This is a genomic window from Lichenicoccus sp., from assembly GCF_965277665.1.
In the GTDB taxonomy this organism is placed as follows: Bacteria; Pseudomonadota; Alphaproteobacteria; order Acetobacterales; family Acetobacteraceae; genus Lichenicoccus.
In genome coordinates this window covers 3,169,704-3,182,954 of the sequence record NZ_OZ255835.1, presented here as the reverse complement: position 1 = coordinate 3,182,954, position 13,251 = coordinate 3,169,704, and the positions used below count along the sequence as shown (strand labels likewise).

14 protein-coding genes are annotated in these 13,251 nt (G+C 69.2%); 8 read left to right on the top strand and 6 right to left on the bottom strand.

Annotated features, from left to right (window positions below; translation table 11 throughout):
* From ACQY4O_RS14820 to ACQY4O_RS14805, 4 genes are all read left to right on the top strand, one after another.
* On the top strand, positions 1–729 hold the full coding sequence (locus ACQY4O_RS14820; protein WP_428378209.1) for a (Fe-S)-binding protein: 729 nt from the start codon (positions 1–3) through the stop codon (positions 727–729).
* Positions 726–2,210: a lactate utilization protein B gene (locus tag ACQY4O_RS14815; protein WP_428377122.1), complete on the top strand. Its 1,485-nt coding sequence runs from the start codon at positions 726–728 to the stop codon at positions 2,208–2,210. Before ACQY4O_RS14820 ends, ACQY4O_RS14815 begins: the two co-directional genes overlap by 4 nt.
* The gene (locus ACQY4O_RS14810) at positions 2,207–2,788 is read left to right on the top strand and encodes a LutC/YkgG family protein (RefSeq protein WP_428377121.1); all 582 of its coding nucleotides are present in this window, start codon (positions 2,207–2,209) and stop codon (positions 2,786–2,788) included. Before ACQY4O_RS14815 ends, ACQY4O_RS14810 begins: the two co-directional genes overlap by 4 nt.
* 404 nt (positions 2,789–3,192) lie before the next feature.
* Positions 3,193–4,011, top strand: a complete 819-nt coding sequence (locus tag ACQY4O_RS14805; protein WP_428377120.1) for a hypothetical protein — start codon at positions 3,193–3,195, stop codon at positions 4,009–4,011.
* Positions 4,012–4,026: 15 nt separating this feature from the next.
* On the opposite strand, the gene ACQY4O_RS14800 is transcribed toward ACQY4O_RS14805, so the two are convergent.
* From ACQY4O_RS14800 to ACQY4O_RS14785, 4 genes are all read right to left on the bottom strand, one after another.
* Complete coding sequence (locus ACQY4O_RS14800) at positions 4,027–4,437, bottom strand: hypothetical protein (protein WP_428377119.1); 411 nt, start codon at positions 4,435–4,437, stop codon at positions 4,027–4,029.
* A 97-nt stretch (positions 4,438–4,534) separates the two neighbouring features.
* Positions 4,535–5,098: a hypothetical protein gene (locus tag ACQY4O_RS14795; RefSeq protein ID WP_428377118.1), complete on the bottom strand. Its 564-nt coding sequence runs from the start codon at positions 5,096–5,098 to the stop codon at positions 4,535–4,537.
* Between the two features lie 105 nt (positions 5,099–5,203).
* Positions 5,204–6,334 (bottom strand): zinc-dependent alcohol dehydrogenase family protein, encoded by a 1,131-nt coding sequence (locus tag ACQY4O_RS14790; RefSeq protein WP_428377117.1) that lies wholly within the window; start codon positions 6,332–6,334, stop codon positions 5,204–5,206.
* A 19-nt stretch (positions 6,335–6,353) separates the two neighbouring features.
* Positions 6,354–7,097, bottom strand: a complete 744-nt coding sequence (locus ACQY4O_RS14785; RefSeq protein ID WP_428377116.1) for an SDR family oxidoreductase — start codon at positions 7,095–7,097, stop codon at positions 6,354–6,356.
* Between the two features lie 76 nt (positions 7,098–7,173).
* Here ACQY4O_RS14785 and ACQY4O_RS14780 point away from each other — a divergent pair, with 76 nt between their 5' ends.
* From ACQY4O_RS14780 to ACQY4O_RS14765, 4 genes are all read left to right on the top strand, one after another.
* On the top strand, positions 7,174–7,959 hold the full coding sequence (locus tag ACQY4O_RS14780) for an SDR family NAD(P)-dependent oxidoreductase (RefSeq protein WP_428377115.1): 786 nt from the start codon (positions 7,174–7,176) through the stop codon (positions 7,957–7,959).
* Between the two features lie 141 nt (positions 7,960–8,100).
* A complete protein-coding gene (locus ACQY4O_RS14775) occupies positions 8,101–8,913 on the top strand; it encodes a DeoR/GlpR family DNA-binding transcription regulator (RefSeq protein WP_428377114.1) in 813 nt (270 codons plus the stop codon).
* Positions 8,914–9,007: 94 nt separating this feature from the next.
* Complete coding sequence (glpD, locus tag ACQY4O_RS14770) at positions 9,008–10,603, top strand: glycerol-3-phosphate dehydrogenase (RefSeq protein ID WP_428378208.1); 1,596 nt, start codon at positions 9,008–9,010, stop codon at positions 10,601–10,603.
* Positions 10,604–10,673: 70 nt separating this feature from the next.
* On the top strand, positions 10,674–11,330 hold the full coding sequence (locus ACQY4O_RS14765; RefSeq protein ID WP_428377113.1) for an SH3 domain-containing protein: 657 nt from the start codon (positions 10,674–10,676) through the stop codon (positions 11,328–11,330).
* A gap of 92 nt (positions 11,331–11,422) precedes the next feature.
* Here the strand turns inward: ACQY4O_RS14765 and ACQY4O_RS14760 are convergent, their stop codons facing one another.
* Positions 11,423–12,430, bottom strand: coding sequence for an NAD(P)/FAD-dependent oxidoreductase (locus ACQY4O_RS14760; RefSeq protein ID WP_428377112.1), 1,008 nt, complete (start codon positions 12,428–12,430; stop codon positions 11,423–11,425).
* A gap of 64 nt (positions 12,431–12,494) precedes the next feature.
* On the bottom strand, positions 12,495–13,046 hold the full coding sequence (locus ACQY4O_RS14755; protein WP_428377111.1) for an N-acetyltransferase family protein: 552 nt from the start codon (positions 13,044–13,046) through the stop codon (positions 12,495–12,497).
* Between the last annotated feature and the right edge of the window lie 205 nt (positions 13,047–13,251).

The window sequence follows — 13,251 nt, the reverse complement described above, 5'->3', positions numbered from 1 at the left end:
ATGCGCATCGGCCTGTTCATCCCGTGTTTCATCGACCTGTTCTACCGCGATGTCGGCATCGCCACATTGGAGCTGCTGGAACGCCTCGGGCATGCGGTGGAGTATCCCACTGACCAGACCTGCTGCGGCCAGCCGATGGGCAATGCCGGCTTCGTCGCCGAGTGCCGGTCGGTCGAGGCGCTGTTCGTGCGCAATTTCGACGGCTTCGAAGCCGTCGTGTGCCCGTCGGCGAGCTGCGTGCATCATGTCCGCAACAAGTCCGCGCTGCCCGACGCCATCCGCGCGAAAACCTACGAGCTGGTCGAGTTCCTGCACGATGTGGTCGGCGTGGACGCGCTGCCGCCGGCCTGCTTCGCGCACCGGGTCACGCTGCACAACAGCTGCACGGCGCTGCGCAGCCTCGACCACGAGCCGGCGCCGGAACTGAACGTGCCGTTCTTCTCCAAGCCGCGGGCGCTGCTGGCGCGTGTCGCGGGGCTGCAGCTGGTCGAGACCGAGCGCGCCGACGAATGCTGCGGCTTCGGCGGCACCTTCTCGGTGTCGGAGGCGGCGGTGTCCGCGCGCATGGGGCAGGACAAGGTCTCGCGCCAGGACGCGTCCGGCGCCGAGTTCGTGGTGTCGGCCGACATGTCCTGCCTGATGCACCAGGCGGGCAGCGCCGCCCGGCACGGTATTGCAATGAACTACGTCCATATTGCCCAGGTCCTGAACGCGAAGGCTGATGCATGAAGCGGGTACGGGTGGACCATGCCGAGGGGCGCTCGCGCCCGCTTGCACCGGATGGCAACGACGCCGCCCGCGAGCCGCAGCCGCGCGGCGCTGTCGTCCGTGGCCGCCGTCCGGTCGACCATGCCGAGGCGGCGGAGCGGTTCCTGGCGGCTCCCGACCATCTCAGCTTCCACGACAAGCGGCTATGGGATGTGCGCGAGAAGCGCGACCGCGAGTCGCGTGGCATTCCCGAGTGGGAGCAGCTGCGGCAGCTTGCCTCCGACATCAAGGACTACGCGCTCACCCATCTGGACAGCCTGCTGGAGGAGTTCGAGTACCGCGCCACCGCGAACGGTGTCGTCGTGCACTGGGCGCGCGACGCGGCCGAGCATAACCGCATCGTCACCGACATCCTGCGCGCGCATGGCGCGACCGAGCTGGTCAAGAGCAAGTCCATGCTTACCGAGGAATGCGGCCTGCGCGACCATCTCCAGCAGGCTGGCGTCTCGGTGATCGAGACCGACCTCGGCGAGCGTATCCAGCAGCTCGACGACGAGGATCCGAGCCACGTGGTGGTGCCGGCGGTGCACAAGCTGCGCTCGGACGTGGCCGCGGTGTTCGCCCGCACCATCGGCACCGATCCCGCGTGCGACGATCCGGCCTATCTCGCCGAGAGCCAGCGCATGTCGAACCGGCCGCTGATCCTCGACGCCCGCGTCGGCATGACCGGGGCCAATTTCCTGGTCGCCGATAGCGGCGCGGTGGTGGTGTGCACCAACGAGGGCAACGCCGACCTGTGCGCCAGCGTGCCGGGGGTGCATATCGTGTCTGCCGGGATCGAGAAGATCGTGCCGCGTACACGCGATCTCGGGGTGTTCATCCGGCTGCTGTCCCGCTCGGCGCTGGGGTCGCCGATCACGCAATACACCTCGCATTTCCGCGGGCCACGCGCCGGTGGCAGCATGCACGTGATCCTGGTCGATAACGGGCGCAGCGAGCGGCTCGGCGCCGAGGAATTCTGGACCTCGCTGAAATGCATCCGCTGCGGCGCCTGCATGAATACCTGCCCGGTCTATCGCCGTTCCGGCGGCCTGTCGTATGGCGCCACCTATGCCGGGCCGATCGGCCTCATCATCGATCCCAGCTTCAACCGTCGCAAATACAGCCTGCTGCCGTACGCCTCGACGCTGAATGGCAGCTGCACCGCGGTCTGCCCGGTGAAGATCAATATCCACGAGCAGATCCTGTCCTGGCGCCGGGTGATGGCCGAGCATCACGAGCCGTCGATGACCAAGCAGATGTCGATGAAGGGCGCCTCGGCCCTGCTGTCGCGGCCAGCCGCCTACCGCGCCGCGGTCGATGCCGCCAACGCGGTGCTGCCGCACATGCCGCGCTTTGCGCTCTACAACCCTGCCAATGCGTGGGGCCGCGGGCGCGAGGTGCCGCAGGCTCCCGGGCAGAGCTTCCACGCCTGGTTCAAGGCGCGGCGCGGCACATCGTGAGCGCGCGCGAGGACATGCTCGCGGCAATCCGGCGCCACCGCCCAACAGCCACGACCGAACTGCCCGAGCTGCCGTCGTTCGCTCGGCTTGGACCTCGCGAACTCGGTCCGGAATTCTGCCGGCGCCTGGCGCAGATGGGCGGCAGGCTGATGCAGCCCGGACCCGCCGGGGACCCGCTCGCGCCGGCGCGCAGCCTGATCGCCGGCGCCGGGATCGTCTGCTCGATGGTGCCTGAACTGCCCGGCAACCGCGCGCTGGCGGATGCGGACCCGGCGGCCCTGCACGACGTCGATCTGGCAGTCCTGCGCGCCAGCTTCGCGGTGGCCGAAACCGGGTCGGTTGCCCTCAAAAGCGCCGATCTCGGCGTCAATGCGCTGGGCTACCTGGCGCAGCGCCTGCTGGTCCTGGTCGATCCCGCCGACATCGTCGAGAACCTGCACCACGCCTACGCGCGAGCCGAGTTCCAGCAGGGAGCCTATGTCGTACTGCAGACCGGGCCATCGGCCACGGCAGACATAGAGGGCGTGCTGATCCACGGCGCGCAGGGCGTACGCGCGCTGACGGTGCTGCTGGCCTAGCAGGCAGCTGACAAAACTCGGAAACGCGTCATGCGTAGCGCAATGAGTGAAAGGCTAGGGGCTCTGCCCCTGGACCCCATCAAAGGCGAGCCTTTGAAATCCTTGAATTTAAGAATCGGGGCCTGGGGCCTGAGGCCCCAGCGGGTTCAGGGCAGCGCCCTGGCTTTGCCTTGTTCAGCCACAGTTGCGAAGTGTGTCGGAAGGGCTCGGCGAGATCGAGAACTTCGGAAAAGCAGGATTAAAACGGCCATCTTCCGCCAGCCGGGCGCGGCTTGGCATCACGCGCGGTAACCCTTGCTTACACCCCGGGAACCAGCGCTTTGCTTGGATGCGGACTACTTCTCCCGCTACGCGTCGTCCGGTCCAATTTGATGAGCTTCGATCCTGTACGTCCACTCGCCTTCATGCACGTTGCCAAGACCAGCGGCACGGCGGTGACGTATGGCCTTCTCGACGCGATCAAGCCCAGGCGCCCGGTGGGCGGCCTGGATCGGTTCATGTTCGGCAGCTACAGCGACTTCTCGAGCCTGTCCAGCAACGCCCGGGACACCGTGCATGGCCCGTCGACGCTGCCGTCGGATGCGGATTTCGTGCATGGCCACTTCGCGCTGTCCACGACGAGGCAGTGCTACCCGGACGCACAGTTCCTCACTCTGCTGCGCGAGCCCAGGGTGCGCCTGATGTCCCTGTGGCGCTTCTGGCGGATCCAGACGCAGCAGACCATGAATGGCTGGGGCAGCTGGGCCGACATCGTGCGGCGCTCCCACGCGCCGCTGGAGACCTTCCTGGGCGATCCGCTGGTCGCCTGCCAGACGGACAACATGGCGGTGCGCATGCTGCTCTGGCCGCATGCCTTCATCCCGGAAGACGGCTTCATCGATCCGTCGCATGACGAGGCTCTGCTCGCCGAGGCACGACGCCGCCTCGAAGCCTTCGACTATAGCGACGTTGTCGAGAACCGGGCGATGCCGGGCAATCTCGGCGCGTGGCTTGGTCTTGACTTCCAGCACCGGCGTCTCAACGAGACCGCCGCCGGCGACAACCGCACGCGTTGGCCGCTGCATCGTGACCTTACCAATGGCTGCCTCGATCTTCTCGAGAGCCGCAGCCGGTTGGACCGCGTGCTCTGGGATGACGTGGCGCGGCGCCGGCTAGGCACCGGCGATCCCGGACAGCAGCGTGAACGGGCCTTCATCCGCGCGGTGGCCCAATACGCGATGTGAAACCATGCGATGGGATCAGCCTGGATAATCCTGCTCGAGTTCTTCGAGCCGGCTGGTGATGAAGGCATGGATTTCCGGCGCTCGGCGCAACAGATCCGCCGAGATGGTGCCCAGCCCGTCGCTCGGCACCACCACCGTCCTGCCGTGCAGGAGCGCCGCCTCGATGACGTCGAAGGCGTCGCTGATCGTCTGGAAGATGCCGTTGGAGCGCCAGTCGCGATCGGTGAACCCAGACGCCGGACCATCCCCCAGCGACCACCGCGTCGGCAGCCCGATCACGTTCGGCTCCTGGCGCAACGCGGCCGCCCGCGCGCTCGGACTGGTGCGCTGCATGTTGTCGTCGAACACGAACAGGGTGCCGGGCATGCCACGCACCATCTCCGGCGTCGGCTGCTTGATGCGCAGGAAGCGGCCCCGCTTGTTCAATGCTCCCTCCGGCAAGGGTGGCTCTCCGCTTCCAGGCTAGAGCAGCATCCGATCACTTGGAATCGCTTTGCGGTCCCTGGCGATGGATAAAGCTGCTCTACGACTCGGGCACCGGGGATGCGTCCCGGGCCGCGGCCGCCCGGCTGCCTCTGTGCAGGACCACCCAGGTGGTCATGTCCCAGGCGTTGCGTATGCCCGCGAGCAGCAGCAGGCACATGCCGGACGCCAGCAAGCCGCAGGCGGAGCCGGCTGCGAGGCAGAACGCGATGCCCGCCGCGGTCAGCAGGACGTAGGCGACCGCCGGGATCATCGCGTACCAGGCCCGGTCCTCCAGGTCGATGGACCGGGCGATGCCATGGCGCACCATCCGGCGCCAGACCAGGCCGGAATAGGCCACGCCGAGCAGCCCGATGCCCGCCAGCAGCAGGCCGGCCGGCTCGCAGGTGGCGGCCGGCATCACCCCGATCAGGCTCGCCGCCAGGATGAAGCTGAACGCCACCACGGTGGGCGAGAGGAAGATGCGCAAGGCGTGCTGGCGCTCCTGGGTGAACACGTCGGAGCCGACCGATGCCGCGACGAACATCAGTCCGACCAGCGTTGCGGCTCCGGTGCCGATCAGCAGGTAGAAGTCGTGCCAGGGCTCGAGGATGCTGTGCGGCATGGCTGGTCCAGCTCGGTTGCGGCTGAGGATGCTAAAGCATGATCCGATCGTGCCGGCATGATCGGATCTCGTGGTTCGCGGGCGCTCCGGCATCCTGCGCGGCGCTCAGGCCGGGAACGCGATGATCTGCCGCACCACCCGGCCCGCGTGCAGCCGGTCGAAGCCCTCGTTGATCTGGTCGAGCCGCAGCTTGCCGCTCATCAGCCGGTCGACCGGCAGCTTGCCGGCCCGGTACAGGCCGACATAGCGCGGGATGTCGCGGATCGGCACGCAGGTGCCGATATAGCTGCCCTTCACCGTGCGTTCCTCGGCGACGAGCTGGACCAGCGGCAAGGCGAGTGAAGCGGTCGGCGGCGGCAGTCCCGCGGTCACCGTGGTGCCGCCGCGCCGGGTGATCTCAAAGGCGAGCTGCATGGCACGCGCGGCGCCGGCCATCTCGAAGGCGTAGTCGACGCCGCCGCCGGCAAGCCGGCGCACCTGCTCGGCCGCATCCGGCGCGCGTGCGTTGACCACGTCGGTGGCGCCGAGCCCTCGTGCGATCGCGAGCTTCTCGTCGGACAGGTCGATGGCCACGATCTGCCGCGCCCCGGAGGCGACCGCGCCCAGCACCGACGACAGGCCGACGCCGCCCAGTCCGATCACCGAGGCGGTCTCGCCGGGCTGCAGCCGCGCGGTGTTGACCACCGCGCCCACCCCGGTCAGCACCGCGCAACCGAACAAGGCCGCCTCGTCGAGCGGCAGGTCCTTCGGCAGCTTGACCAGGGAGCGCCGCGAGACGACGGCATGGTCGGCGAAGGCGGAGCAGCCGAGATGGTGGTTGATCGTGACAGCCTCGCAATGCAGCCGGCGACCGCCGCCGAGCAGCGTCCCGGCGCCGTTGGCGCCGGCCCCCGGCTCGCACAGCGCGGGGCGTCCCTCGGCGCACGGCATGCAGTGGCCGCAGGAGGGCATGAAGACCATCACGACATGATCGCCTTGCACCAGGTCGGTCACATCCGCGCCGACCTGCTCGACCACGCCGGCCGCCTCGTGGCCCAGCGCCATCGGCATCGGGCGCGGCCGGTCGCCGTTGATGACCGAGAGGTCCGAATGGCACAGGCCGGCGGCGGCGATCCTGACCAGCACCTCGTCGCGGCCCGGCGGATCGAGCTCAAGCTCCACGATACGCAGCGGGCGGCTCGCGGCATACGGCGGTGCGGCGCCCATGCTGTTCAGGACTGCTGCCGTGATCTTCATGACCAATCCTTGCCAGCCATCAGAGCTGGTACATTCTGTTCCAGGTCGGGCTGATGACGATTTCATTGAGGCAGACGCTCGCGGGACGGGTCGCGATGTACAGGATGAGGTCCCCGAGATCGTCCGGCTGCAGCATACGCGCCCGCTCCTGCTGGTCAGGCGGCACCGGCCGCGTATCGAGGATGGGGGTTGCGACCTCGGCCGGCAGCAGCGCGGTCGACCGGATCCCGTTGCCGTACTCCTCCATGTTGAGGCTCTGGCTCATCGCCACGACGGCGTGCTTGGCCGCCGTATAGGCCGGCCCGCTGACCGGATGGATGAACTTGCCGGCCCATGATGCGGTGTGGATCAGCACGCCGTCACGCCTGGCGCGCATCAGCTTCAGCGCCGCCGCCGTGCAGTAGAACGCCGCCGAGAGGTTGGCGGCAAGGACGGTGTCGATGGCTTCCGGCACCAGCTGGTCCCAGCGCCGCAGGCGCGTGTTGAGGCCGGCATTGTTGACCAGGATGTCGAGGCGCCCGAAGCGCTCGCCGATCCGGTCCGCGATCGCGCTCACGGTCTGCGACACCGTGAGGTCGCCCGGCTCGACGATGGCCTCGCCGCCGGACGACGCAATGCCGTCTGCGACGACCTGCAGAGGCTCGACGCGCCGCCCCGTCAGCACGATGCGCGCGCCCGCGCCGGCCAGTGCCGTCGCCGCCGCCTGCCCGATGCCGCTGCCGGCGCCGGTGACCCATGCGACTTTGCCGCTCAGCTTCCCCATGTCACTCTGCTCCCAACCGGTTGGCACGCGCGCGACCGGACCGGCCGGTCCTTTCGGCGGCGTGTGCGGAGGCATCATGCAGGAGTTCGCCAACAGGATCGCCCTCGTCACCGGCACCACCGGCATCGGGCGCGCGACGGCGCTGCGGCTGGCGCAGGCGGGGGCGGACGTCCTGGCGCTCGGCATCGACGAGCCGGCGAACGCCGCACTGGCCGAGGCGGCCGCCGCAGCCGGGCTCGCGATCAGGACGCGCCACGCCGACGTGGCCGCACCCGCCGACGTCGAGACCGCCATCGGCGAGCTCGTCGCGACCGCGGGCGGCCTCGACATCATCGTCAATGCCGCCGCGGTGCATCCGTACGGCGATGCGGTGCAGACCGCGCCCGACCTGTTCGCGCGCTGCCTCGCGGTCAATGTCGGCTCGATGCATCTTACCGCGCATTTCGGCGTCCCCGCGATGCGCCGGCGGGGTGGTGGCGTCATCGTCACCCTGTCCAGCGTGCAGGGCTTCAGTTGCCAGGCCGGGGTTGCAGCCTACGTCGCCTCGAAGGGCGCCATCCACGCCATGACCCGGGCCATGGCGCTGGATTTTGCCGCCGATCGCATACGGGTGGTGTCGGTCAGCCCCGGCTCGGTGCGCACCCCGATCCTTGCGGCCGCCGCGCGCGCCTTCGACGGCGACGCCGCCGACATCGAGAGCGCCTTTGCCCGCTTCGGCGCCGCACACCCGCTCGGCCGCATCGGTGAGCCGGAGGAGGTGGCCGACCTGGTGGCGTTCCTGGCGTCAGACCGCGCGTCGTTCATCACCGGATCGGACCACAGGATCGACGGTGGCCTGACGGCCGGCCTCGGCGTGCGCTAGAGCATGAAGCCTGCATCATGCTCCGCTTGTCGTATGAAATAGAGCAGCTTTATGAGTGAGTTGGCATCGCAGAGCGATTCCAACTAACGTCATGCTGCTCTAGACTGAACGCGCTGAAGCCCAACCGGAACCTGATACCAGATGGATGAGCGGGTACTCCGCGGCCTGTCACCCCGGCAGCGCGAGATCGCGAGCCTGATCCGCGAGACCGGCCGCATCGCGGTCGACGAGCTGGCGAGCCGGTTCCAGCTCACCCCGCAGACCATTCGCCGCGACCTGAACGAGCTCAGCGAAGCCCGCCTGATCACCCGCGTGCATGGGGCCGCGATCGCCGCCTCCGGTGTGGAGAACCTCGCCTACGATGCCCGCAAGCTGGTGGCCCAGGGCCAGAAGCAGCGCATCGGGCGCGCCTGCGCCGAGCTAATCCCGGACAACAGCTCGCTCTTCATCAATCTCGGTACCACCACCGAGGAGGTCAGCCGGGCGCTGAGCGGACGCCAGGGCCTGATGGTGGTCACCAACAATGTCAACGTGGTGACCGAGCTGTACCGGAACCCGCTGATCAATGTCGTGGTGGCCGGGGGCAGCCTGCGCGCCAGCGACGGCGGCATCGTGGGCCGCATGGCCGCCGAGATGTTCCGGCACTTCAAGGCGGATATCGCCATCATCGGCACCTCGGCGATCGATGCCGACGGCACCCTGCTGGATTACGACCTGCGCGAGGTACAGGTCTCGCGCGCGATCATCGAGAATGCCCGCCGCGTGATGCTGGTCACCGACAGCAGCAAGTTCAGCCGCCGCGCGCCGGTCCGCATCGCGCGCCTCGACGAGATCGACGTGCTGGTGACCGACCGGCTGCCGAGTGCGGACATCGCCGAGCTGTGCCGCAGCCTGCAGGTGGAGGTCATCGAGACTGAACCGGAACCGGAGCCCGCGCGAGAGGCTGCCGGATAAGCGGGTATGCGATCGTTCTGTTCGCTTGCATGGTTCGTTCGTTCGTGAAAAGCTTGGAGGCGAACAGGTGCGCGATCTTGCGCATTCGGGGATCGTGTTGGACCAGCAGCCTCCACACCAGCAAGCTGGGAACCGACAGCCTGGCCAAGTCTTCGACCTCGTCATCATCGGCGGCGGCATCAACGGCTGCGGCATCGCGCGCGATGCGGCCGGGCGCGGCTGGCGGGTCCTGCTCTGCGAGCAGAACGACCTCGCGTCCGGCACGTCGAGCGCCTCAACCAAGCTGATCCATGGTGGCCTGCGCTATCTCGAGCATTACGAGTTCCGCCTGGTCCGCGAGGCGCTGCTCGAGCGCGAGACGCTATGGGGGATCGCGCCGCACATCGTCTGGCCGCTCCGGTTCGTGCTGCCGTACCATCGCAAGCTGCGGCCGCGCTGGCTGCTGCGGCTCGGACTGTTCCTGTACGACCATATCGGCGGCCGCAAGCGCCTGCCGCCGACCCGCTCCGTCGATCTCGCCACCGATCCGACCGGGACGCCGCTGAAGCCGGAGTTCAAGCGCGGTTTCGAGTATTCCGACTGCTGGGTGGAGGATTCCCGCCTGGTCGTGCTCAATGCGCTCGCCGCGCAGGAACTCGGCGCCATCGTCCTGACCCGGACGCGCTGCCTGTCCGCGGAGCACGACCAGAACGTCTGGAACGTGACGATACGCGACGAAGCCGGCGGGGCGGTGTCGATCGTCCGGGCGCGCGCGCTGGTCAATGCCGCCGGTCCGTGGGTCGATGCCGTCGCCCGCAGCGTCACCCGCACCAACGAGCGCGCGCCGGTCCGGCTGGTGCAGGGCAGCCACATCGTCGTGCCCCGGTTGTACGAGCATGATTGCTGCTACATCTTCCAGAACGCCGACAAGCGCATCTTCTTCGTGATCCCGTACGAGCAGGACTTCACCCTGATCGGCACCACGGATCGCGACTATGACGGCGATCCCGGCGAGGTGCATGCGAGCCAGGACGAGATCGACTACCTGTGCCGGTCCGCGAGCGACTATCTGCGCCAGCCGGTCACGCGCGATCAGGTGGTCTGGACCTATTCCGGGCTGCGGCCGCTCTATGCCGGAGACGGCGAGGATCCGGGCGGCGCCGCGCAATCCGCCACCCGCGACTATGTGCTGAAGCTGATCGTCGAGCCGCAGACGCCGGCGCTGCTCTCCATCTTCGGCGGCAAGATCACCACCTACCGCAAGCTGGCCGAGGCGGCGCTGGGGCAATTGCAGCCGCACCTGCCCAAGCCCACCGGCCGCGCGGCCGGCTGGACCGCCAGCGTGCCGCTGCCTGGTGGCGACTTCCCGCGCGAGGGCTACGACGCCGAGGTCGCGCAGGCGGTGGCGCGCTACCCGTTCCTGTCGCACAGGCACCTGCGCCGCCTGGTGCGCGCCTACGGCACGCGCATCCACGAACTGGTCGGCAACGCGGGCAGCATGGCCGCACTCGGCGGCCGCTATGGTGGCGATCTTACCGACGCGGAACTGCGCTACCTCGTCGCACGCGAGTGGGTCCGGACCGCAGGCGACGCGCTGTGGCGCCGCAGCAAGCTGGGGCTGCGGGTGAGCCCGGGCGAGGTCGAGGCGATCGAGCATGTCGTCCGGCAGTCGGTCGCGGCGCTGCCGCCTGTCCCGGCCGCCGCGCGTTAGACGAGTTCTGGTCGTAGTGCCGCCGCAATCCGTGGCAATCCTCCACCGGATGGATTTGCCGGAGGATGCGATGGCCTTGAGGAATGTTCTGGGTGGCGTGCTGACTGCTGTCGGAGTGGCGATTGTGGTGGGCCCCTGGACGGCCACCGCCTGGGCGGCTCCAGGCGTCGTCGTCGGTGGGGTCAACCTGCGGGCCGGTCCGGGGGTGGATTATCCTGCGCTCGCAGCGCTGCCGCCGGGAACCGGGGCGGAGATCTTCGGCTGCCTGCCCGGCTGGACGTGGTGCGACGTCGCCGTCAACGGCCCGGATGGCGGTGTGCGAGGCTGGGCCGCCGGACAGCGGCTGCAGGTGCTCTACGACAACCAGCCAGGCTATCTGCCGCAATACGGCGCCCTGCTGGGCCTGCCGCTGATCGGCTTCAGCATCGGCAACTACTGGGACCGCTACTACCGTGGCGAGCCCTGGTATGGCTCGGAGGGACGCTGGCGCGGTCGCGACTATGGCGGCGACGCCCATTGGAACGGGCCGCCGCGGGGAGGGCCGGGAGAGTACGGCCGCCCCGGCGAGGGACGCGGCGGCTTCCCCGGAGGATACCGTGGGCCGGAGGCGCACGGGCCCGCGGGCTACCAGTCGCGGCCGCCGCAGCGCGCGGCCGGTCCCGGCGGCCCGCAGCGCGGTGCGGGGCATGAAGCGCATGGCGGCCGGGACGACCGCCGGCCGAACTGATCGGTCAGGCTCTACTTGTCGCCCCTGCAGGAGCGGCACGAGTTCGGCGGCGGTATCGTCCTGCCGGAGGCCGGACAGCACGGCGGACGCGGTCAGCCGGCCGAGAGGACCATTCCGGCGGCGGCCGAACCCGAGTCGAAGGCGCTCTCGACTTTGCCGCCGAGGCACCAGTCCCCGCAGACCGCCAGGCCGGCATCGTCCCAGAGACAGGGCTGGCCCAGGGGCGCTAGGGTTCGCGCATGGCGCCAGCGATGCACGGCGGCATAGGTCGGCTGCGCCGTGATGCCGGTGACGCGCGCGAACGCCGATTGCAGGCCGATCGAGACCGCGTCCGCCTCGTGCTCCAGATGCCGGCGCGACCAGCCGGGCCCGGCATGACCGACCCAGCAATCGGGCCGTGCGGCATGGCCCGGTCGTGAACTGTCGCGGGCGATCCAGGAGAAAGGCTGGTCCGGCTCCTGCTCCTCGGCCGGTTTCTCGTCAAGCGTCCGGCGATCGGCGCCCGGCTGGCGTCCGGCAAACCCGAGCATCACCGCCCAGCACGGTTCCATGACGACCGCACCGGCCGCGCTGGCGAATGGGTGCCCGCAGACCTGCAGCAATCCCGTCGCCTGTGGCGCCGGCAACGCCAGCACCACCCGGCCATAGGGCCCGGCCCGCTCGCCCGCCTCGGCCACCGTGCCCGGGCGGATGGCCGCCGCATCCTGGTGCCGGATATGCCAGCCATCGGGCTGCCGGTTCAGGAAGGTGACCTGTCGGTGCAGGTGCTGCGTTCCGACTCCGCGCCGCTCGGCGACGCCGGCGAGGGTGGACATGCCGGGCACGCCGACCCAGCGCGGGTGCGGCTCGGCCGCGTCCCAAGCGGCTACCTGGTCGCCGGCCGCCGACAGGAAGTCGCGGAACCGCTCGCCACGCGCGGTTGCGAACTGCGCGCCATGGTCGAACGCGAAGTCGCCGCTGCGGCGGGTGGCGAGGCGGCCGCCCGGCCGGCGCCCCTTGTCGAACAGCGTGACCCGCAGCCCGGCCGCGTGCAGGACATTCGCGCAGGCCAGGCCGGCCATTCCGGCGCCGATGACGGCGACTGAACCTTCATTCTGCATGTGTCGGAAACCATCCTGATACGCCCCCGGTCCATGCGGAACCCGGCGAGGTCGCTCGCTGCCTCTAACGCAGATCGCCGGTCGGGTTCGTCGTTGCGAGCAGCATCTCGATCGGGTTCCAGAGATAGGCCGTCTGCTGCACTGGCTGGCCGCCCACCTGGGTGGTCCCGACGGCGACGGCGCGGCCGCCGAGGCGCTCGTAGAACCAGCGGCTCGGATTGTCCGACAACACCCAGAGAAAGGCCGACCGGCATCCTCGATCGGCCAGGCGCCGGGCGCCGGCATGCATCAGCCGGCGGCCGATCCCGGCCTCGCGCCAGTCATCGAGCACATAGAGCGTGTGGATCTCCCCTTCTCCGGGCGTGGATGCCCGGTGCCCCCCGATGCTCGCAAATCCCACGACCTGCTCGTCCCGGCCCGCGACGGCCACGAACACGCCGCCATGCCGGCGGATCATCGCCTCGTAATAGGCCGCCTGGTAGGCGGTCGACATCGCGGCCAGGGTACGATGCGACAGCAAGGTCGGGTAGGCGCTGCGCCAGGTCGCGACATGCACCGCACCGATGTCGTTTGCATCGTCCGGCCGGGCCGGCCTGATCGTGAGATCCGTCTGCATGGTCTGCGCCTCTCCCGCCCAGGACGACGTTGCCCGACCTGCCGCCGCGGCATGCCGGTGATCCGGCAGTGCCGTTCGGTGTGGCGCAAGGATTGCCTTATAGAAACGTCCGTCAAGCCGGACGTCATCGCAACGAAGGCGCCTGCTTCCCCGCGCGACACCGGCCGCGTCCGAGGGGTTCGAGAAACGCGTGGGCGTCTGTGGC

Coding starts and splice junctions, on each gene's coding strand:
- ACQY4O_RS14775 (WP_428377114.1), top strand. CDS start 8,101: ATGGATGAGCGGGTACTCCGCGGCCTGTCACCCCGGCAGCGCGAGATC.
- ACQY4O_RS14795 (WP_428377118.1), bottom strand. CDS start 5,098: ATGCCGCACAGCATCCTCGAGCCCTGGCACGACTTCTACCTGCTGATC.
- ACQY4O_RS14760 (WP_428377112.1), bottom strand. CDS start 12,430: ATGCAGAATGAAGGTTCAGTCGCCGTCATCGGCGCCGGAATGGCCGGC.
- ACQY4O_RS14820 (WP_428378209.1), top strand. CDS start 1: ATGCGCATCGGCCTGTTCATCCCGTGTTTCATCGACCTGTTCTACCGC.
- ACQY4O_RS14805 (WP_428377120.1), top strand. CDS start 3,193: ATGCACGTTGCCAAGACCAGCGGCACGGCGGTGACGTATGGCCTTCTC.
- ACQY4O_RS14780 (WP_428377115.1), top strand. CDS start 7,174: ATGCAGGAGTTCGCCAACAGGATCGCCCTCGTCACCGGCACCACCGGC.
- ACQY4O_RS14765 (WP_428377113.1), top strand. CDS start 10,674: ATGGCCTTGAGGAATGTTCTGGGTGGCGTGCTGACTGCTGTCGGAGTG.
- ACQY4O_RS14790 (WP_428377117.1), bottom strand. CDS start 6,334: ATGAAGATCACGGCAGCAGTCCTGAACAGCATGGGCGCCGCACCGCCG.
- ACQY4O_RS14785 (WP_428377116.1), bottom strand. CDS start 7,097: ATGGGGAAGCTGAGCGGCAAAGTCGCATGGGTCACCGGCGCCGGCAGC.
- ACQY4O_RS14755 (WP_428377111.1), bottom strand. CDS start 13,046: ATGCAGACGGATCTCACGATCAGGCCGGCCCGGCCGGACGATGCAAAC.
- ACQY4O_RS14815 (WP_428377122.1), top strand. CDS start 726: ATGAAGCGGGTACGGGTGGACCATGCCGAGGGGCGCTCGCGCCCGCTT.